Origin of the sequence: Lacrimispora sphenoides (genome assembly GCF_900105215.1) — a bacterium.
Classification (GTDB): domain Bacteria; phylum Bacillota; class Clostridia; order Lachnospirales; family Lachnospiraceae; genus Lacrimispora; species Lacrimispora sphenoides_A.
In genome coordinates, this window is record NZ_FOIP01000001.1 from 230,255 (window position 1) to 249,359 (window position 19,105).

At 45.8% G+C, this 19,105-nt stretch carries 19 protein-coding genes and 1 riboswitch; of the genes, 1 reads left to right on the forward strand and 18 read right to left on the reverse strand.

Annotated features, from left to right (window positions below; genetic code table 11):
* Complete coding sequence (locus tag BMW45_RS01035; RefSeq protein ID WP_092240170.1) at positions 1-1,614, reverse strand: PTS transporter subunit EIIC; 1,614 nt, start codon at positions 1,612-1,614, stop codon at positions 1-3.
* Between the two features lie 184 nt (positions 1,615-1,798).
* Between BMW45_RS01035 and BMW45_RS01040 the strand changes: the two genes are divergently transcribed.
* The gene (locus BMW45_RS01040; RefSeq protein ID WP_092240171.1) at positions 1,799-2,569 is read left to right on the forward strand and encodes a MurR/RpiR family transcriptional regulator; all 771 of its coding nucleotides are present in this window, start codon (positions 1,799-1,801) and stop codon (positions 2,567-2,569) included.
* An 80-nt stretch (positions 2,570-2,649) separates the two neighbouring features.
* Here BMW45_RS01040 and BMW45_RS01045 read toward each other — a convergent pair whose 3' ends face one another.
* The 17 genes from BMW45_RS01045 to BMW45_RS01125 form a co-directional block, all read right to left on the reverse strand.
* The gene (locus tag BMW45_RS01045) at positions 2,650-3,393 is read right to left on the reverse strand and encodes an ABC transporter ATP-binding protein (RefSeq protein WP_025231672.1); all 744 of its coding nucleotides are present in this window, start codon (positions 3,391-3,393) and stop codon (positions 2,650-2,652) included.
* A gap of 69 nt (positions 3,394-3,462) precedes the next feature.
* Positions 3,463-4,473 carry an ABC transporter substrate-binding protein gene (locus BMW45_RS01050; RefSeq protein ID WP_092240172.1) on the reverse strand — a complete coding sequence of 337 codons (1,011 nt, stop codon included), beginning with the start codon at positions 4,471-4,473 and terminating at the stop codon, positions 3,463-3,465.
* A 22-nt stretch (positions 4,474-4,495) separates the two neighbouring features.
* Positions 4,496-5,257, reverse strand: coding sequence for an ABC transporter permease (locus tag BMW45_RS01055; protein WP_092240173.1), 762 nt, complete (start codon positions 5,255-5,257; stop codon positions 4,496-4,498).
* Positions 5,226-5,522, reverse strand: a complete 297-nt coding sequence (locus BMW45_RS01060; protein ID WP_025231669.1) for a thiamine-binding protein — start codon at positions 5,520-5,522, stop codon at positions 5,226-5,228. Before BMW45_RS01060 ends, BMW45_RS01055 begins: the two co-directional genes overlap by 32 nt.
* A 63-nt stretch (positions 5,523-5,585) precedes the next feature.
* A riboswitch (TPP riboswitch) is annotated at positions 5,586-5,698 on the reverse strand.
* Between the two features lie 23 nt (positions 5,699-5,721).
* Positions 5,722-6,324: an HD-GYP domain-containing protein gene (locus tag BMW45_RS01065; protein ID WP_092240174.1), complete on the reverse strand. Its 603-nt coding sequence runs from the start codon at positions 6,322-6,324 to the stop codon at positions 5,722-5,724.
* A 52-nt stretch (positions 6,325-6,376) separates the two neighbouring features.
* Positions 6,377-6,868: a transcriptional repressor gene (locus BMW45_RS01070; RefSeq protein ID WP_025231668.1), complete on the reverse strand. Its 492-nt coding sequence runs from the start codon at positions 6,866-6,868 to the stop codon at positions 6,377-6,379.
* A 39-nt stretch (positions 6,869-6,907) separates the two neighbouring features.
* Positions 6,908-7,045: a FeoB-associated Cys-rich membrane protein gene (locus BMW45_RS01075; RefSeq protein ID WP_035286472.1), complete on the reverse strand. Its 138-nt coding sequence runs from the start codon at positions 7,043-7,045 to the stop codon at positions 6,908-6,910.
* Positions 7,046-7,103: 58 nt separating this feature from the next.
* A complete protein-coding gene (feoB, locus tag BMW45_RS01080) occupies positions 7,104-9,287 on the reverse strand; it encodes a ferrous iron transport protein B (protein ID WP_092240175.1) in 2,184 nt (727 codons plus the stop codon).
* A gap of 70 nt (positions 9,288-9,357) precedes the next feature.
* The gene (locus BMW45_RS01085) at positions 9,358-9,576 is read right to left on the reverse strand and encodes a FeoA family protein (RefSeq protein WP_025231666.1); all 219 of its coding nucleotides are present in this window, start codon (positions 9,574-9,576) and stop codon (positions 9,358-9,360) included.
* 15 nt (positions 9,577-9,591) lie between these two features.
* Positions 9,592-9,807 (reverse strand): FeoA family protein, encoded by a 216-nt coding sequence (locus BMW45_RS01090; RefSeq protein ID WP_025231665.1) that lies wholly within the window; start codon positions 9,805-9,807, stop codon positions 9,592-9,594.
* A 263-nt stretch (positions 9,808-10,070) separates the two neighbouring features.
* A complete protein-coding gene (locus BMW45_RS01095) occupies positions 10,071-12,131 on the reverse strand; it encodes a M13 family metallopeptidase (protein ID WP_092240176.1) in 2,061 nt (686 codons plus the stop codon).
* 89 nt (positions 12,132-12,220) lie between these two features.
* Positions 12,221-13,318: a 30S ribosomal protein S1 gene (gene rpsA, locus BMW45_RS01100; protein WP_092240177.1), complete on the reverse strand. Its 1,098-nt coding sequence runs from the start codon at positions 13,316-13,318 to the stop codon at positions 12,221-12,223.
* Positions 13,299-14,150, reverse strand: a complete 852-nt coding sequence (gene ispH / locus BMW45_RS01105) for a 4-hydroxy-3-methylbut-2-enyl diphosphate reductase (RefSeq protein ID WP_092240178.1) — start codon at positions 14,148-14,150, stop codon at positions 13,299-13,301. The genes rpsA and ispH overlap by 20 nt, the downstream gene beginning before the upstream one ends.
* Positions 14,141-14,836 (reverse strand): (d)CMP kinase, encoded by a 696-nt coding sequence (gene cmk / locus BMW45_RS01110; RefSeq protein WP_092240179.1) that lies wholly within the window; start codon positions 14,834-14,836, stop codon positions 14,141-14,143. Before cmk ends, ispH begins: the two co-directional genes overlap by 10 nt.
* Complete coding sequence (locus BMW45_RS01115) at positions 14,833-16,089, reverse strand: BaiN/RdsA family NAD(P)/FAD-dependent oxidoreductase (RefSeq protein ID WP_092240180.1); 1,257 nt, start codon at positions 16,087-16,089, stop codon at positions 14,833-14,835. Before BMW45_RS01115 ends, cmk begins: the two co-directional genes overlap by 4 nt.
* Positions 16,090-16,234: 145 nt before the next feature.
* Positions 16,235-17,734: a polyphosphate:AMP phosphotransferase gene (pap, locus tag BMW45_RS01120; protein WP_092240181.1), complete on the reverse strand. Its 1,500-nt coding sequence runs from the start codon at positions 17,732-17,734 to the stop codon at positions 16,235-16,237.
* Positions 17,735-17,766: 32 nt separating this feature from the next.
* A complete protein-coding gene (locus BMW45_RS01125; RefSeq protein WP_092240182.1) occupies positions 17,767-18,882 on the reverse strand; it encodes an aldo/keto reductase in 1,116 nt (371 codons plus the stop codon).
* Positions 18,883-19,105: the final 223 nt, after the last annotated feature.

Consider the following 19,105-nt stretch of genomic DNA (forward strand, 5'->3'; position numbering starts at 1 on the left):
TTAATCCTTTCCTGTATGCTTCGCGTGATACAATGCTTTCACATCTCTAGCAATGCTTTCAACTTTCAATCCGTAGATGACCTGTATTTGATTGGCAGAAGGACAGACAATGCCTGATGCGCCGGTCGATTTTAAATTATGCTCCTGAACCAGAGACATATCCTTGATGGTAACACGCAGTCTGGTAAAGCAGTTGTTGATTTCACCGATGTTCTCTCTTCCGCCCAAGTATTCCAGGATCTGTTCCGCCAGCTTTGTGCCGCTTCCAGAATTCACAAGTGCCGTTTCCCCGTCTTCTGCATCAGCCCCTTCATTTCTTCCGGGGGTTGAAATATTAAACTTTTGGATCAGGTAGGTAAAGCCGTAGTAGTAGATAACCGCCATACCGATACCGATCAGTACCACAAGGTACCACTTACTCTGTGCTCCCCGGAAAATCCCGAAAATCGTAAAATCAATCAGTCCTGCCTGTACGCCCCCAACGCTGCAATGGAGCAAAGCGGCCGCCATATAGCCGATCCCTGTCATAATTACATGGAACAGGAAAAGCACCGGTGAGATAAACATAAAGGAAAATTCCAGCGGCTCTGTAACACCTGTAAGGATTGAAGCGGTAACACTTGCGGAGAGCAGTGCCTTGACTCTTTTTTTATTTTTATCATCTGCAGACCGGTACATTGCAAAGGCAGCAGCCGGTAGGCCGAAGATAACGATAAGGGAGTGCCCCTGGCCTACGTAGCGGGCGCCCATCTGGAATACATCATTTGGAACCTGACTGTTTGATGCAATGGCAGTATTAAAAATATTTAACGCGCCCATGACAGTCTGGCCATCTATGGTTGCTGTTCCGCCTACCGGTGTAAAGCGTACCACCTGGTTTAGAATATGATGAAGGCCGGTAGGGATCAAAAGCCTGTTGGCAGCACCGTATACAAAAGGTCCGAATACACCAATGGAGTTGATCCAGTTGCCAATCAGTCCGATGAATGTGTTAAAGAACGGCCAGATGAAGTAAGAAGCGATTCCTGCCAGTGGGATGGTGATAATGGTAATCAGCGGGACAAAGCGTTTTCCGCCGAAAAAATTAACGGCGCTTGGAAGTGTGATCGTGTAGAACCGGTTATGTAAAACGTTTACAAGAAGTCCTACCAAAATGCCTCCGAATACATTCATGCGGAGTGTGAAATATCCCAGCATGGTCTCATACTTAGCATTTACAATGGTTGCATCCACCTGTGACATCCCCTGCTCCATAAGCTTGCTGATGCTGGTGGATTCAGCGGTAATACCTTTCAGTCCCAGAATGTAATTTAACGTGTAATGGAATACAAGGAAGCCCAGGACAGCGGAAAATGCCGCGGTCGGTTTTTCATCCTTTGCCATGCCTATAGCGATAGACATACAGAAAAACAAAGGCAGATTTCCGAATACCAGTCCAGCCAGCTTACGGATAAAACCAATAAAATTCTGGACGTAAACAAGATTTGCAAAAGTTTCCCCTACAATTGCGCTGTTTTGCATTGCTGCCGCAAGACCGCTGAATATACCGGCGACTGCTATGGTAGAAATGGGCAGAAGCAGCGATTTTCCAAATTTTTGCCAAAACTCTTTCATTTAAGATCCTCCATCTCCTTAAAGTTATGATTTCAATACCGGTATGAAATTATAACTTTATAATAATGGATTAATTTTAATTTACAAGTGTTTGGAAGTATATTATTATTTATATACGAAAGGTATCAATAAACACAAAATGTGTAATATTTCACATCAAGAAAAGGACTCCGGAGGGTGAAAGATGAATTTTTTTGACCAGCTGTCAAACAGGGGAATAAAGCTGAATCCTACAGAAGAAAGAATTGTCAATTATTTACTGGAACATTACGGCATATTGCAAGATTTAAAGATCGCAAAGGTGGCGGAAGTGTTATATCTGTCGCCAAACTCTATTGTGAGACTTTGTAAAAAACTGGGCTATCACGGGTTCAGTGAGTTGAAATACCAGATCATACATGAACGGAGACAGTATGGAATAGAGGCCGCTGAGCAGCAGACCACTGTTATGGACAGCTTAAAACAGACACTGGCCATTAATTCACGACAGAATATTGAGAAAACGGCAAGGCTGATTTATGAAAGCCGTCAGGTGATATTTTTTGCACTGGGCCTTTCCAGGATCGTAGCTTTGGATCTGGCAAAAAAGCTTGAGCATCTGAATAAGATCATTATTGTCCCCGATGACCGTGATAACTGTATCTTGTATGCCAATAACCTGGCACCAGGACAGATCGCTTTTTTCATCAGTTATTCTGGTAGTACCGATATCATATGCAAGCTTTCTTACATTGCCCAGACCAGGGGAGTTCCTATCGTAACCCTTACAGGAATGAGTCAGAACCCGATTTCCGGCAGCAGTGTGGTTAGCCTGTATGCCTATTTTAGAAAAATGAACTACAGAGATGCCGATATTACATCAAGAATTGGTTTTTATCTGGTGACAGAATTGATTCTGGAAGAATATATGAAGCTTTTTCGTTTGGAACAGCAGTTAGAGGATGAAATTGATTAAGAAATCGAGCTTAAAACAGATATTCTCAATAAGGCTTAATTAAAATAAAAACTGCGGGCTTTAAAAAAGCCCGCATACAATCATATCCCTTCCAAATGCTTTAAAATCTCCCTCTTATATTCCAGAAATTCCTTTGAAATATTAAAATCCTTATCCCGCGGTTTTGGTTCCTTTATGATGATTTCCTTTGTAATCCTGCCGGGAGATCCGGTCAGCATACAGATGCGGTCTGATAAAAGAATGGCTTCGTCAATATCATGGGTGATAAAAAGAGTGGAAAGATGAATGTCATCCATTACCTTTAAATACCATTCATGCACCCCACGCTTGGTCATCATGTCAAGAGCGGAAAAAGGTTCATCAAGAAGAGCGATGCGGTTGGAGAACAGATACGTCCTTAAAAGAGCTGCCCTCTGCCTCATACCGCCGGATAACTGGGAAGGGTACTGTTTCTCCGTCCCTTCCAGCCCAAACTGTTTAAAATATTCTCCCGCCTTTTTCCTGGCCTCTGTTTTCTTCATGCCCTTAATTAAAAGGGGTAGGGCCACATTGTCCACGATGGTACGGTATGGCAGCAAAAGATCCTTTTGCAGCATATAACTGACAGACCCCGGCTTTCCGGTAATTTCTTCTCCATTCAGATAAACATGTCCCTCATCCGGCAGAGAAAGGCCTGCAATGATATGAAACAGTGTAGTCTTTCCTCCTCCGCTGACTCCAAGAAGAGATACCAGCTCTCCTTCCTTAAGCTCTAAGGATACGCCTTTTAAGACCGTCTTTTCATCAAAGGATTTTGTAATGCCTTCCACCTTTAAGTGTGTCATGGTTTCCTCCTTTATGGTTGCAGGCTTTCCTGCATCATGCGAATGATGCAAAGATCAAATCCTCTAAACTTACTGAGGCAGATAATCATTTGAAAACCCGGCATTTTCCGGAATCTCAGGATCGGAAAGGCCATTCTCATTCAGCCAGCCATAAAACCTGTTCCACCGTTCCGGATCTATAGATCCCCACGCTTTCCCATCTGCCTGATATTTATCCGCCAGGTATTTCTGACTTTCCATTACCAGCTTTTCATCAAGCTCCGGCGCCGCCTTAAGTAAGATACGGGCTGCCTCCTCCGGGTCTTTTCCTGCATCCTCATATCCTTTGCTCACAGCCCTTAAAAAGGCTCTGGCTGTCTCAGGCTCCTGCTTTAAGAAATCATTTCCCGCAATAATGACCGGCGTGTAATAATCAAACACTGGATTCAAATCTGCAAATGCAAAGTAATCCGTATCAAGACCTTCCACTTCCATTTTGACACCAGCCCATGCATAAAAGATCCAGATGGCATCCACTGATTTTGATTTTAATGCGGAAACCTCATCCGTAACAGTGCTGGGAATCAGCTGCACTTTGGAAAAGTCTCCTCCACCTTCTTCAACCACATCTTTTACCATGGCCTTTTCCACCGGAATATCCCAGGTGGCATATTTCTTTCCTTCCATTCCCTTTGGAGATGCCATCCCCTCGCCTTTTCTGGAAATAATACCGGAGGTGTTATGCTGGATGACCGCTGCCACTGCCGTTATCGGAAGGGCGTTTTCCCCTGCCAGAGCCGGTGCCATGGAGTCCTGAAAGGACATTCCAAACTGGGCTTTTCCGGAGGCTACCAGAACTGCCGCCCCATCCTCAGGAGGCTGAACGATTTCTACCTCAAGCCCTTCGGCTTTAAAATATCCCTTTTCCTCAGCCACATAAAGTCCGGTATGATTGGTATTGGGAGTCCAGTCCAGGACAAATGTTACTTTTTTTAAATCCGATGAATCCTTATTTGCTGCCTGTTTCCCGGTTCCCCCGCAGGCAGTGAGAATTGCGGCAGCCGCTGCCGCCATTAAGATTACCAAACCTGTTTTTTTCATATATTCCTCCAATTGTATCATATCACTGATTATCCCATGGCATGCATTTCTTAGAAAGCACGTCCACCCCTTTCATAAGAAGAAGGCTGATGGCCGATATGAGAAAAATGACCGCAAACATCTTATCAAAGGCAAAGGATTTTTTCACCCGGGTCATGTATACCCCCAGTCCGCCAAAGCCTCCCAGCCATTCGGAGATGACCGCTCCGACTACGGCATAGGAAACCGAGATCCGAAGACTTGCAAAAAACTGTCCCATAGCTCCGGGAAGCTTGATATAGCGAAATATTTTTACTCTTCCGGCTCCCATGGATTTTAAAAGATTCACCGCATCCGGATTCACTGATTTAAAACCGGTAAGCATGCCCACGGTAATGGGAAAGAAGGTAGTTAAGACAATGAGGATCACCTTAGGAGCCATTCCGTAGCCAAACCACAATACCAAAAGAGGGGCAATGGCTACCGTGGGAACGGTCTGTGTCAGAACGATAAGCGGATAAAAAGCCCGGTAAAGTCCTTCAAAATGATCCATGATCACAGCGATCACAAAACCGGTTGCTACCCCCAGGAAAAGCCCGGTAAACGCCTCGGCAAGGGTGATTCCCGCATTGACTGCCAGTACCGGGAATTCCGTGACGAATGCCCTTCCGACACTGACGGGCGAAGGGAGCAGAAAGCGGTCCACAAGACCGAAAGAACTGGTCCCCTGCCACAAAACCAGAAGCCCAATAACCGCAGAGCAGGACCAAAGCTTACTTGTGATGCTTTGTGACTTTCTTTTCAATGGTAAGAACCTCCCCTTCCGGCCGGTAGGTGACTTTGATATAAGCGGCAACAGAGGGAGCACCTGCCCTTATGGCAATGTGCTGGCATTCCTTAACAATGTCCATCAGTTCATCATAATCCCCTTCAATGGCTGTTTCAAAAGGCCCCACATAATAGTTCAGTCCTGTGCTCTTAATATAATCGATCACCTGGTCAACAATACGGATCAGTTCCTCATCATTCTTTGCCTCAGGCAATGTCTGGATCGCTACACTTGCATTCATGTTATCTCTCTCCTTTTATCATTAATAGAAATCAAAAACCCGCCCGGATATCCGGGCGGGTGAACAGGCTTAGCCTGAAAGCTTCCTACGCTGGCATTATCCAGATCAGGTTACAGGGTTTAAAGCAATGCTGCCTTATCTCAGCCGGACTTTCTCCAGCACCCCTTTTAATTTTCATTGCAAGTATACAACGGTACGGTCAGAAAGTCAAGTGAACCCAATGCTTTAATGCCAGGGCCCCGATCACCGGATCGTACATTACTCCCAAATTCTTTTCAATTTCTTTATAACAGTGCTCCAAAGAATAGGCACTCCGGTACCCCCTGTCTGAGGTCATGGTATCGATGGAATCGCAGATGGCTATGATCCTGGCTCCCAGAGGAATCTCCTCCCCTTTTAAGCCTTCCGGATATCCGTTTCCGTCAAAACGTTCATGATGGTACAGGACAATATCTTTCAGCTCCTTTAAATGACGGGATTTGCTTAAAATATCAGCTCCTATCCTTGGGTGCTTTTTCATACACTCCCACTCATCCTCGGAAAGCTTATCCGGTTTATTTAAAACAGAATCCGGAACTCCGATCTTTCCAATGTCATGAAGGTGGGCAGCTATATGTATTTTTTCTATCTCATCTTTATCAAGTTCCAATAACTCCGAAAGGGTCAGCGCCATATCGCTCACCCTTTGGGAATGCCCTGCGGTATAGGGATCTTTTGCATCCAATGCGCTCACTATGCACTCGATGATTTCATGATAATCAATGCCGCCTGTGCATAACTTTAATTCTGATCCTCTATTCATAGGTTTCTAAACCTGTTCCTTTAGTTGGTTATCGTCAACTTCATATCAGATATCAGATGCAGTCAGCGTTTTCACAATCACAGGGTCTGACAATGATGGAGGATATTTTCTGACCATCCAAGTATCCGCAGGCGGCAAGGCCGGCCTGAACCACTGAGTTCCAGTTCTTTGCAGAAAGCTGATAGGTGGTCTCATCGTCTAAAACTACAGTACATGCCTCCTCCATGGGGCAGGTTTCCGAATAAACCACCTTATACATGTTCTTTCGGCTGATGGCTCCGATCTCCTCCAGGATATTGACCATCCGGTAGACGGTCGCAGCGCCGATTGTCTCATCAACGCCTGATGCCTTATAATAAATTTCCTTGCAGCTGGAGCATTCATGCTCCAGTATGATATCTAACAGCGTACTGCGCTGCTTTGTGATTCTGCAGCCCTTTTCCTTCAGCTTTTCAATGATCAGCTCTTTCTGCATTCTGGTCCTGTGATAGCTTCTGGAATCAGGCGTTTTTCTTTTTTCATTGATGTTCGTTAATTTCTCCATTTGCGCGCCTCCGCTTAATTCTTCCAGCTGCCGCCTCTTTTAATGGCAATGGCCTCCGCAGTGTTTACAATCTCCGCCGCACTGAATGGATTTTCCGTTCTTTTTGTCATTGACCATGCTTCTTACTGCCAATGACACCAGTCCGGCAACAACAATAAAAACAACCAGTGTTCCCATAAAGTACCTCCTTATAGTTTGAGCCTGCAGACAAGGTGCAGGCTCTCATGGGGCAAGCCTATTTCGCTCCTGCCACTTTGTTTAAATGAATGTTTGATACCTTTTGTTCCTTTGACGGCCTTACCAGCAGGTAAATAAATCCTGCGATCAGGGCAAAGGCAACGATAGTAAAGATTCCAAAAGTTCCTGTGTAAATCAGGGACCCGATCTGGAAAACGCACAGGGATACAACATAAGCCAGAAGTGTCTGATATCCGACAGCAAACCAGAACCATCTGATATTGTTCATCTCTCTTTTGATGGCTCCCATAGCAGCAAAGCAAGGGGCACAAAGAAGATTGAATATCAGGAAGGAATATGCTGCCAAAGGAGTCATGCTGCTTGCAAGCGTTCCCCAGATTTCAGATCCGTCTTCTGCAACTTCCGCAAAACCGAACAGGATACCGAACGTACCTACTACGTTTTCTTTTGCAATCAGTCCGGTGATGGCTGCAACCGCAGATTTCCAGTCACCCCAGCCAAGAGGTGCGAAGATCCAGCTAATTGTTCCTCCAACTGCCGCAAGAATGCTGTGATCAAGTTCCAAAGCGTCTAACATCCTGAACTGGCCGTCAACCCAGCCAAAGAAGGAAGTAAACCAAACAAAGATGGTTGCTAAAAGAATGATGGTACCTGCTTTTTTAATAAAGGACCAGCCGCGTTCCCACATACTTCTTAAAATATTTCCAACGGTAGGCATATGGTAAGCCGGAAGTTCCATAACGAAAGGCGCCGGATCTCCTGCAAACATTTTTGTCTTCTTTAAAATAATTCCCGAGCAAACGATGGCTGCTATTCCTACAAAGTAAGCACTTGGAGCCACCCAGGCTGCTCCGCCAAACAATGCACCTGCAATCAAAGCGATGATGGGAAGCTTTGCTCCGCAGGGAATAAAGGTAGTTGTCATAATTGTCATCTTACGGTCACGGTCATTTTCAATGGTACGGGAAGCCATAATTCCAGGCACACCGCAGCCGCTTCCGATTAACATCGGGATAAAAGACTTGCCGGAAAGACCAAACCGCCGAAAAATACGGTCCATGATGAAAGCAACTCTCGCCATGTAGCCGCAGGCCTCCAAAAACGCCAGGAAGATGAAGAGCACCAGCATCTGAGGCACGAAACCAAGAACAGCGCCGACACCGGCTACAATTCCGTCAAGAATCAGTCCCTGCAGCCAATCTGCACAGCCTACAGCAGTTAAAACGCCTTCTACAACAACAGGCACACCAGGAACTTCCAGGCCAAAGAAACTAAAGCCCTCTCCGAATAAGCCGTCATTGGCCCAGTCAGTTGCCCAGGTTCCAACGGTTGTTACAGAAACATAATATACAAGAAACATAACCAGCGCAAAGATAGGCAGAGCCAGGAAGCGGTTCGTTACGATCCTGTCGATCTTATCAGAAACTGTCAGTTTTTCTACTTTATTGCGAGTAAAACACTCATGGATGATGGAGGAAATATAAACATAACGCTCATTGGTGATGATGCTCTCGGTGTCGTCATCCATTTCTTTTTCGATCCGGTTGATTTCTTCCGATACATCCGGCACATGCTTCATCTGGGTCTGGATCTTATTATCTTTTTCTAAAAGCTTGATGGCAAAGAAGCGCTTCTGCTCTTCCGGAATCTCATTCTCCAGCTTATCTTCAATAGAATCCAGAACAGATTCCACTTCCGGTGCGAATTTATGGACTGGAACCGTATTGTTTTTCAGATTAGCCAGGGCTACGGCCTTTTTTGCCGCTTCCTGGATTCCGGTTCCCTTTAATGCGGAAATCTCCACGACGTCACAGCCCAGCTTCTGGCTCAACTTTTGGATATGTATCTTGTCTCCGTTTTTCTCAACAATATCCATCATGTTGACTGCCATGATCACCGGAATCCCCAGTTCCATAAGCTGTGTGGACAAGTATAAGTTACGCTCAATATTGGTTCCGTCTACGATATTTAAAATCGCATCCGGCCGGTCAGTGATCAGATAATTTCTCGCTACCACCTCTTCCAGGGTATAGGGAGAAAGTGAATAAATGCCGGGAAGGTCCATGATGATCACATCCTTATGGCCTTTCAGCTTTCCTTCTTTCTTCTCTACTGTTACGCCCGGCCAGTTCCCCACAAACTGATTGGATCCCGTAAGCGCGTTAAACAGTGTTGTCTTTCCGCAGTTTGGATTACCTGCTAATGCAATCTTAATTGACATACTCTACCTCTTTCTGCCTGTCAGCATCTGATTTATCGGATATTAGTCTAAACTAACTTACTTGCAAAAATTACTCTACAAGAATCATTTCCGCATCCGCTTTCCGCAGGGATAATTCATATCCTCTTACCGTAACTTCAACCGGATCTCCAAGGGGAGCAACCTTTCTCACGTAAATGTCCACACCTTTTGTGATTCCCATGTCCATGATCCGTCTCTTGATTGGTCCTTCCCCGGTAAGCTTTGTTACCTTAACCGTTTTTCCGCATGGAATTTCCTTTAATGTCATTGTCTTCCTCCCTCTCTATTCCACCAGAATCTTATTGGCCATATCTTTGCCAATGGCCACTCTGGAATCCTTAACATTCACAATCATATTACCGCCCATTTCAGAAACAACCGTCACAACTCCTCCGGACACAAAGCCCAGATTCTCTAAAAAACGTCTTGTTTCTTCCTTGCCGCCTACTTTGCGGATCACATTCGGTTCGCCTGTTCTCACCATTGTCAGAGGCATCATCCATCATCTTCTTTCTTTTTCATATTGCCCTTGCATTTGGGACAGGGGCCAGCTCCGCATTGCGGGACGTAAAGGTATACCTATGAAATGTTTATTAATAATATTAATGAGAATCATTCCCATTACGCAATAGTTAGTATACACTAACGCAGGGCAGTTGTCAAGATTTTTGTGAAATCTTTTTGTCCATAACAGAAAAGCTCAGAAAGAAAAGCTGCGGCAAAATAACATAACAATTTTGCCGCAGCCACTCTTATCTTGTTTTACCAGATTTTCACCCGCTTTTGGGGTGCCACGTACATGGCATCTCCCTCCTTTATTTCCGGATAAGCCTTATAGAAAGCGTCGGTAGCGCTAAGCACTGCATTAACCCTCACCTTAGCCGGAGAATGAACATCTGTGTTTAGCCTCCTGATCATGCTTTCCGGTGTATATTTCGCCGCCCATATGGTTGCGAACTGCTCAAAAACCAGCTTCAGGCTCTCTGCATCATCTCCCACAATGGAGGTGATGCAGGCCATGGAACCGAGATCCGCGATATTTTCATTTAAAGTCTGTACTCCGTTTACGTGACGTCCTTTATAACCTTCCTGCCCGTCATAGTAGGCCACCACCTGGTCCGCCAGCTGTTTAAATTTAGCTCTGTCCTCACTGGTCCACCATACATGATAATTTCCATTTTCATCATAAAGAGAACCGGAGGAATCAAAGGCGTGGCTGACTTCATGAGCAATGACCGTTCCGATCCCTCCCAGATTTGATGCATAATCCTTGTCAGCATCATAGAAAGGTGCCTGCAAAATGGCGGCTGGAAATACGATTTCATTTCCAGTGGGATTATAATAGGCATTCACCGTCTGAGGCGTCATGCCCCATTCCGTTTTATCCACCGGTTTACGAACCTTTTCCCTGTTCACAGCATTTTGAGCCTTTGTGAGGGAAATGACATTGTTGATTAAGCTCCCTCCTTTTTCAACCGGTGTAATGGTGGCTTTTGCATAATCGTTGGGCCATTTATCCGGATATCCGATCTTAAGAGTCATGTTGTCCAGCTTTTTAATTGCGGCTGACTTTGTTTCTTCTCCCATCCAGTCCAGACCCAAAATCTGCTTTTTATAATTCTCAAGGATATGGCGGACCATCTCTTCAATGGCCGTCTTATCTTCTTTTGAAAAACGCTTTTCCACATATAGCCTGCCAAATTCAAACCCAAGCATATTCTGGGTCCTTTCACTGGCCAGCTTCTGGTCGGTCTTTCTTTCCTTAATACCGTTCTGGGTATTATTCCAGTCCTGATAATTATCTCTGATTTCAGGGGTAAGATATGGTGCAAAATTATCCACCAGGCAGAATATGGAATAGTTCTTTAAAACAGGGAGATGATCATTTGTCAGATACTTACCGATTTTTACCATCTGTGCCTTCTGGGTTACCACTAAGGTATCAACATCGGTCAGACCGGCCGACGAAAGATAAGAATCGGCAGCACCTTCCGGAAGCAAACCCTTTATATCCTTCATGGAATAGGGGTTGTATATGATATCAGGGTCATTTTGCTGGCTTAAAGGAAGGGCACTTGCAGCTAAATCCTTCTGGAGCGCCATAATATCAGCAGCAGCTTTCTCTGCCTCCTCTCGGCTCATGCCCGTATATTCCAGGGTACTTCTGATGTAATCCTGGTACTGGTCCATCAGCTTTGCCTGGGTCCTATCCTCCAGTGTTTCCTTTCCTGGACCCAGATCCGCCCCATCCACATACAGGGCGTACCGGCTGGAATCCTTCATATCTTCCATCCACTGTACCGTAAGAATGCTGTTTACTCCCAGATCCCCATAGATGTTTCCCACTGCTTTTAAATACCCATCGATGTCTGAGGCATTATTTAACTCATCCAGATAGGGCTTAAGCTGGCCAAATCCCGCTTTTTCCCGCCCTTTCATATCCAGAGCCGATAAATATAAGTCCGCAATTTTCTGCTCCAGGGAACCTGGCTTTGCCTGTTTCCGGTTTTTTACAGCCTCTTCCAATACCCCCTCAAGAACTTCATAGGAGTCCTTTTCCAGCTGATAAAAATAACTCCATCCGCTGGAATCCTTTGGTATTTCCACCTGGTCCAGGATTTGCCGGTCCACATGATCATAATAGTCATCCTCCAGCCGCACGACCGCTGACTCATCCGATGCAGCACTTCCCGCTTCTCCCTGAACGTTGACCGGCTGGGCTGCTGTCTGCTCCGGAGGTGTCTCTATCTTCTTCCTGCACCCGGTCAGGAGAAGAGACAGCATAAGAACGGCTGCCAGACAGAACTTAATCCTGTTTTTCATATTGTACCTCACTTCTTTCTACAGGTTTTTTTGCACTAAAAAGGAAGTGGATCTCTCCACTTCCTTATAGGTTCTATCTTCTATTATGCTTAAACTCCGTCAGAATATACTGCTCCGTCGTCTGCAGCCTCATCCTGTGACTGAAGTGCTTTAATACTTAAACTGATTTTCTTTTCGCCTTCGTTGAAATCAACCACTCTGGCTTCGATTTCCTGGCTGATTGCCAAAACATCAGAAGGTTTATCCACATGCTCCTTGGAGATCTGGGATACGTGAAGCAGTGCATCTACGCCTGGCTCCAGCTCAACAAATGCGCCGAAATCTGTCATACGTGCAACTCTTCCGCTTACTACGTTGCCTACTGCATATTTTGTAGAAGCATCTTTCCACGGATTTGTCTCCGGGAACTTTAAGCTGAGGGCGATCTTATCACCGTTGATATCCTTAACCAGGACTTTGATTTTCTCTCCTGCCTTGAAAGCTTTCTTCGGGCTCTCTACTCTGCCCCAGCTCATCTCGGAAATATGAAGCAGGCCGTCAGCACCGCCAAGATCAATGAATGCACCAAAATCGGTTACATTCTTGATGGTACCTTCTACCACATCACCTGTACGGATTCTATCAAATAATTCCTTCTGCAGCTCGGCTCTTCTTGCTACCATGATCTGCTTTCTGTCGCCGATGATTCTTCTTCTCTTAGGATTGAATTCTGTAATGACAAATTCAATCTCCTTATCTGCATACTTGGATAAATCCTTCTCATAGCTATCGGATACCAGGCTTGCAGGAATGAAGACTCTTGCTCCCTCTACAACCACACTTAAACCACCGTCAAGTACCTGCGCAACTTTTGCAATAAGTACCTCGTGGTTTTCAAATGCTTCTTCTAATCTCTTATTGCCTCTGTCTGCTGCCAATCTCTTGTAAGACAGGGCTACCTGACCTTCGCCATCGTTTACCTTGATGACTTTGGCTTCCATCTCTTCACCAACCTGTACAACAGTTGTAAGATCTAAATTCTGGTCATCCGTGTACTCGCTACGCGGAATGATGCCGTCGGACTTGTAACCTATATTCAAGACGATTTCATCTTCCTTTACGTCGATGACTTTACCAGTGACGATCTCTCCTGTACGTATAGTTTTCAATGATTCTTCTAACATTTGTTCAAAACTTAACTCTGACATTAGTATGAACCTCCTCGATAATATAATTCGGGGTTGAAGCCCCGGCTGTAATACCTACGCTGCGCACAGAATTTCCACAATCAGGATCTAAATCACCTAGTGTCTGGATATAGTAAGTGTTCTTACATTCCCTTCGGCATATGTCGTACAGCTTCTGGGTATTGGAACTACTTTTTCCGCCTATAACAATCATGGCATCCACTTCTGAAGCTATCCGCTTTGCTTCCACCTGTCTTTCCTGTGTTGCATTGCAAATCGTATTTAAAACAAGTATATCATACCGCGTTTCAGAAATTTTTTCAACTAAATCTTGAAATTTATTGTAATTAAATGTCGTCTGTGATACAATACACAGCTTTTCCCCTTCCGATAGAGGTAATATTTCCACTTGCTCGGGTGTTTCCACCACTAAAGTATTGTCATTTCCCCAGCCTTTAATACCTTCCACCTCCGGATGGGATTCATTCCCGATGATAAGAAGCCGCCTTCCCGCCTGATTTTGCTCCTCAGCGATCCTGTGGATCTTCTTCACATAGGGGCAGGTTGCGTCTACAATCTCGATCCCGTTTCGCTCCATGATCTCATAAATCCTCTTCCCTACTCCGTGGGACCTTATAACAACGACTGCGTCCCTGACCTTCTCAAGCTCCTCTTCCGAATGTATGACCTTTACTCCCTTTTCCTCTAAATCACGTACCACTTCCTCGTTATGGATGATGGGGCCATAGGTATAGATGGGTTTGTCATCTCTTTTCAGCTGTTCATAAACCTGTTCCACCGCCCGCTTTACTCCAAAGCAGAACCCGGCGGATTTGGCAACAATCACTTCCATAGGCTTCCTCCTTCTACTTGTCTTTCCTGAAAAAGTGCAAGAATCCGGTCCACTACCTGGGGAATGGTCATGTCGGAAGAATCTAAAAGGACTGCATCCTCTGCCTGCTTAAGGGGAGAATTCTCCCGGTTCATATCCCGGTAATCCCGTTCAATGATATCCTTTTCAATGTCATCAAGGCTGCATTCCTCTCCCTTTGCCTTAAGCTCCTCATACCGCCTTCTTGCCCGGACCAGGCTGCTGGCTGTTAAATAGATCTTTAAATCCGCCTCCGGAAGCACGCAGGTTCCGATATCCCGGCCATCCATGATAACATTTTCTTCTAAAGCCAGATTCTGCTGAAGCTCCACCAGTTTATTGCGCACCGGCATGTAAACGGAAACCGCAGAAGCCATGGCACTGACCTCCTCTGTGCGGATCAGTCCGGAAACATTTTCACCGTTTAAGATCACCTGCTGCATCCCGTTTTCATAGGAGATGGTGACGTTCACCTCTCCGGCCGACTTTGAAATCCTTTCCTCATCATCTGACGGGATCCCATTTCTTAAAAAATGCAGCGCCATAGCGCGGTACATGGCACCCGTATCCACATAAACAAAATGAAGTTTTTCTGCAACAGACCTTGCAATGGTGCTCTTTCCTGCCCCGGCCGGTCCGTCGATGGCTATATTATAAACTTTTTTCATCCTTTGAATTTCTCCTCTCCGGCAGCATTTCCGGCCGCCCACCCCGTAGACCAGGCGATTTGTAAATTAAAGCCTCCGGTCACTGCATCTAAATCCAGCACTTCTCCGGCAAAGTAAAGGCCGGGAAGGAGCTTGGATTCCAGTGTGGAAGGGTTAACCTCCTTAACAGAAACACCGCCCTGGGTGATGATGGCTTCATTGTAGCCCCGAAGTCCTGTAAGCGTCAGAAGAAAGCCTTTGGTTGCGCGGACAAGGCGCTGGCGCTCTTCCCTGGTGATTTCATTGACCTTCTTCTCCGGCGGTATTTTGCTTCTATCCACCATGACCGGCACCAGCTTGGAAGGATACAAATGATCCAGTGAATTCTTAAACTGCTTGTTAGCGGCCTCTTCAAAATCCCGCAGAATCCTGGTGTCAAGCTGTTCTTCGGAAAGAGCCGGCTTTAAGTCAATAGAAAGAGTCAAAGGCCCTTTCTTCAGTTCCTTTACCGCATAGCTGCTGGCGCTTAAAAGTACCGGACCGCTGACCCCGTAATGGGTAAACAGCATTTCCCCGAATTCCTTATAAACCACCTTTTTTCCGTTTAATATGGATGCCTCCACATTGCGAAGGGATAAGCCCTGCAGCTCCTTTACCACCGGCTCCTCTGCCACAAAGGGAACCAGGGCGGGAGAAAGAGTGGTAACCTTATGGCCGGCTTCTTTTGCCATCTCATAACCGTCTCCTGTGGAGCCGGTGGCCTGATAGGACAATCCGCCGCAGGCTACGATCACGGAATCTCCGTACACCTTTGCCTTTTTCCCGACCTCTTTTATCTCCAGCCCCAGAAGGGTGCCATTCTCTATCAAAAGATTCTCCACCTGGGTTCTGTAATGGATGGAGACTCCAAGATCTAAAAGCCTTTTTGTAAGAGCCTTTATTACATCTGAAGACTTATCAGAAGCCGGAAATACCCGGTTGCCCCGCTCTGTCTTTAAGGAACAGCCAAGATCTTCCAACAAGTCCATCATATCAAAATTGGTAAAGCCGTAAAAGCTGCTGTAAAGGAATTTGGCATTGGTCACTACGTTTCCGAACAGCTCCTCTGTATCACAAGCATTGGTCACATTGCAGCGTCCCTTGCCGGTGATATAGACCTTCTTTCCAAGTTTTTCATTTTTCTCAAAAATGTGGACGGTACCGCCCTTCATGGCTGCTGCTATTCCAGCCAGCATCCCTGCAGCGCCACCGCCCACGATTAAAACCGTATTCATGCCTATTCCTCTTTCTAACCCTGGAAGGGATTTCCTCTTTTCCGCCCATGTTATTTGGGCATTAAAGTAGACCCGCAGGATGTTTTCTCCTGCTTTCGTTTACTATTTTTCTACTTTACACGAAAAAGAGCGAAAAAACAAGCGGTCATGAATTTTTCTTACATTTTTTTATCTCTGACTCCATAGCTTCCACAACAGTTTTTAGCACCTTGATCCTGGCATAATACTTACAGTTCGCCTCCACGACCACCCAGGGAGCATAGGTGGTGGAAGTACGTACCAGCATCTCATTGACCGCGGATTCATACTGATCCCATTTTTCCCGGTTTCTCCAGTCTTCCTCCGTGATCTTCCACTGCTTGGACGGATTTTCCTGACGCTCCTTAAAGCGTTTTTCCTGTTCATCCTTATCGATATGAAGCCAGAATTTAATGACAACGGCTCCGGCATTTGCCATGTGGTTCTCCATCTCATTGATTTCCTGATAAGCCTGCTTCCACTCAGCCTCGCTGCAAAAGCCCTCGATCCGCTCCACCATGACCCGGCCGTACCAGGTCCGGTCAAAGATGGCGATATGGCCTGCTTTTGGCACATGATTCCAGAAACGCCACAGGTAATGGTGGACCCGTTCCATATCGTTGGGAGCCGAAGTGGGATATACCTTATAGCCTCTGGGGTCCAGATGGCTGGTCAGGCGCTTGATTGCCCCGCCCTTTCCTGCTGCATCCCAGCCCTCAAAGCCCAGCACTACAGGGATCCTTAACCGGTATATCTGGCTGTGAAGGGATTCCAGCTTTTCCTTTAGCTGTCTCATCTCCTTCTTATATTCTTCCTTTGTCATGGTCTTTGATAAGTCCACCCCGGTTAAGACTCCGCTCTGGTATTTCTCCGAACGCACCGGCACCTCTTTTTCTTTTCTCTCTCCCCTAAGCTTCCTCTGCCTTAGGGCATCCTCTAAGCAGTCCGCCACCTGTGTGATGATTTTTGCGGAGGCATAATCTCTGTCAGTACCTTCAATGATGGTCCATGGGGCGAAGTCCATATCCGTCCTTTGAAGCATTTCCTCGGAAATTTCCAGAAAACGTCCGTATTCCTTATTCCTGCGCCAGTCCTCTTCTGTCACACGCCAGCTGGTTTCCTTGGAAGTTTCCAGCCGGTTAAACCGCTTCTTTTGCTCCTCCTTAGAAATATAGAGGAACAGCTTTATGATAACCATACCGTCATCGGTCAGCTGACGTTCAAAGGACTGAATATCCTGAAAAGCCTCTGGCAGAGCCGTCTCCGGAATCTTGCCTACAAACCGTTCGATGGTCACCTGCCGGTACCAGCTTCTGTCAAAGAGGGCGATTCTGCCCTGGGCCGGAAGCTTGGTCCAAAAGCGCCATAAAAACGGGCGCATCCGTTCCTCTTCCGTTGATTTATCATTGGCATACACATCAAAACCTCTGGGATCCAGCGCCTGAATCAGGCGGTTGATCTGGGTGCCCTTTCCTGATGCTCCCATGCCCTCGAACACGATCATGACAGGAATTCCTGCCTCCTTGCACTCCCGCTGCAAAAGACCCAGCCTTTCGCCTTGCTTAGTTTTAGTGTCTTTATAGGTTTCTTTGTCTATTTTTTTCGATAAATCAAGTTTCTCCAGCATAAACCGTCCCTCCTTTGTTTAAACAGTTAAGCTTAAAGCTTTGCAAACACGTGAGCTACCTCCGGCATAACTTCACTGATCTTTATCATCTGCGGACATTCCTTTTCACAGTGATGACATGCTTTACAGCCTTCCGCCTTTACAAGCATAGCCTCGTATCCGGCCTTTGCCTCGCTTTCTTTATGGGCGGCAGTCATGTTGTAATAAGAAAAAATCTCTGGGATCTCCAGACCAAAGGGACAGGGGAGGCAATAACGGCATCCGGTGCAGCCTACTAGGGCCATGGAATCAAAGATTTCTTTTGCCTCTTTATAGACCTGTTTTTCTTCCGGATTTACCATTCTGATATGGCTGCGGTCTGCATAAACCAGGTTTTCCTCAAGCTGCTTTTCGTCGCTCATTCCGCTTAGAAGAAGGCTCACTTCCTGCTGGTCCCATAAAAAATCAAGGGCATATTCCACAGTAGATTTTCCCTCAGGGAATACCTTTTTTACATGATCCGCAGGATCAGCCAGCTTTCCTCCAAGAAGCGGTTCCATGACAACTACCGCAAGTCCCTTGTCTGCCGCAGCCTTCAGTCCCTTTACTCCGGCCTGATGCTCTAAATCCACGTAGTTATACTGAATCTGGCAGAAATCCCATCCATCATAATAATCTAGGATATCCTGAAATACATCATATGAATCATGGAAGGAAAATCCAAGATATTTTATTTTGCCTTCTTCCCTGGCTTTTTCCATGCGCGATACAAGATCGAATTTTTTGATTTTATCTTCAAAGCGGTCCCTGCTTAAAGCATGAAGCAAATAAAAATCAATGTGGTCGGTCTGAAGCTTTTTAAGCTGCTCATCTAAGACCTCATCAAAATCTTCGGGCTTTTCAAGCTTCCATACAGGACATTTGGTAGCCAGATATGTTTTCTCCCGGTAGCCATCTCTTAAAGCATTTCCTACGATCCTTTCGCTTTCTCCCAAATGGTAAGGATATGCCGTATCAATGTAGTTCACTCCTTCATCAATGGCATGGCGGATCATGGATACGGCTCGTTCTTCATCCACCTGTTCCTCCTGAAGAATCGGAAGTCTCATGGCTCCAAACCCCAGGGCCGATACCTTAATTCCTGTTTTTCCAAAATCACGATATTGCATAATCTTCCTCCGATTTATATGTATTACGGCTTTTTCTGCCCGCCGTTCTTACATTGATTGTACCATAATTCATTCCCGTACCAAAGACTTTTTTCTAAATCCGAAGAATATAACGTCAGGTAAAAAGGATCAGGCAAAAACGCCGCGGCAATACTGAATTTCAGTATACCGCGGCGCAATAAATACTCCCCTGTTATGCAATATCAGAGCCGGATCTGTTCTG

What these genes read in the sequence shown, in the direction of transcription:
- BMW45_RS01035 (WP_092240170.1), bottom strand. Translation starts at nt 1,614, where the DNA reads ATGAAAGAGTTTTGGCAAAAATTTGGAAAATCGCTGCTTCTGCCCATT.
- BMW45_RS01040 (WP_092240171.1), top strand. Translation starts at nt 1,799, where the DNA reads ATGAATTTTTTTGACCAGCTGTCAAACAGGGGAATAAAGCTGAATCCT.
- BMW45_RS01045 (WP_025231672.1), bottom strand. Translation starts at nt 3,393, where the DNA reads ATGACACACTTAAAGGTGGAAGGCATTACAAAATCCTTTGATGAAAAG.
- BMW45_RS01050 (WP_092240172.1), bottom strand. Translation starts at nt 4,473, where the DNA reads ATGAAAAAAACAGGTTTGGTAATCTTAATGGCGGCAGCGGCTGCCGCA.
- BMW45_RS01060 (WP_025231669.1), bottom strand. Translation starts at nt 5,522, where the DNA reads ATGAATGCAAGTGTAGCGATCCAGACATTGCCTGAGGCAAAGAATGAT.
- BMW45_RS01065 (WP_092240174.1), bottom strand. Translation starts at nt 6,324, where the DNA reads ATGAATAGAGGATCAGAATTAAAGTTATGCACAGGCGGCATTGATTAT.
- BMW45_RS01070 (WP_025231668.1), bottom strand. Translation starts at nt 6,868, where the DNA reads ATGGAGAAATTAACGAACATCAATGAAAAAAGAAAAACGCCTGATTCC.
- BMW45_RS01075 (WP_035286472.1), bottom strand. Translation starts at nt 7,045, where the DNA reads ATGGGAACACTGGTTGTTTTTATTGTTGTTGCCGGACTGGTGTCATTG.
- feoB (WP_092240175.1), bottom strand. Translation starts at nt 9,287, where the DNA reads ATGTCAATTAAGATTGCATTAGCAGGTAATCCAAACTGCGGAAAGACA.
- BMW45_RS01085 (WP_025231666.1), bottom strand. Translation starts at nt 9,576, where the DNA reads ATGACATTAAAGGAAATTCCATGCGGAAAAACGGTTAAGGTAACAAAG.
- BMW45_RS01090 (WP_025231665.1), bottom strand. Translation starts at nt 9,807, where the DNA reads ATGATGCCTCTGACAATGGTGAGAACAGGCGAACCGAATGTGATCCGC.
- BMW45_RS01095 (WP_092240176.1), bottom strand. Translation starts at nt 12,131, where the DNA reads ATGAAAAACAGGATTAAGTTCTGTCTGGCAGCCGTTCTTATGCTGTCT.
- rpsA (WP_092240177.1), bottom strand. Translation starts at nt 13,318, where the DNA reads ATGTCAGAGTTAAGTTTTGAACAAATGTTAGAAGAATCATTGAAAACT.
- ispH (WP_092240178.1), bottom strand. Translation starts at nt 14,150, where the DNA reads ATGGAAGTGATTGTTGCCAAATCCGCCGGGTTCTGCTTTGGAGTAAAG.
- cmk (WP_092240179.1), bottom strand. Translation starts at nt 14,836, where the DNA reads ATGAAAAAAGTTTATAATATAGCCATCGACGGACCGGCCGGGGCAGGA.
- BMW45_RS01115 (WP_092240180.1), bottom strand. Translation starts at nt 16,089, where the DNA reads ATGAATACGGTTTTAATCGTGGGCGGTGGCGCTGCAGGGATGCTGGCT.
- pap (WP_092240181.1), bottom strand. Translation starts at nt 17,734, where the DNA reads ATGCTGGAGAAACTTGATTTATCGAAAAAAATAGACAAAGAAACCTAT.
- BMW45_RS01125 (WP_092240182.1), bottom strand. Translation starts at nt 18,882, where the DNA reads ATGCAATATCGTGATTTTGGAAAAACAGGAATTAAGGTATCGGCCCTG.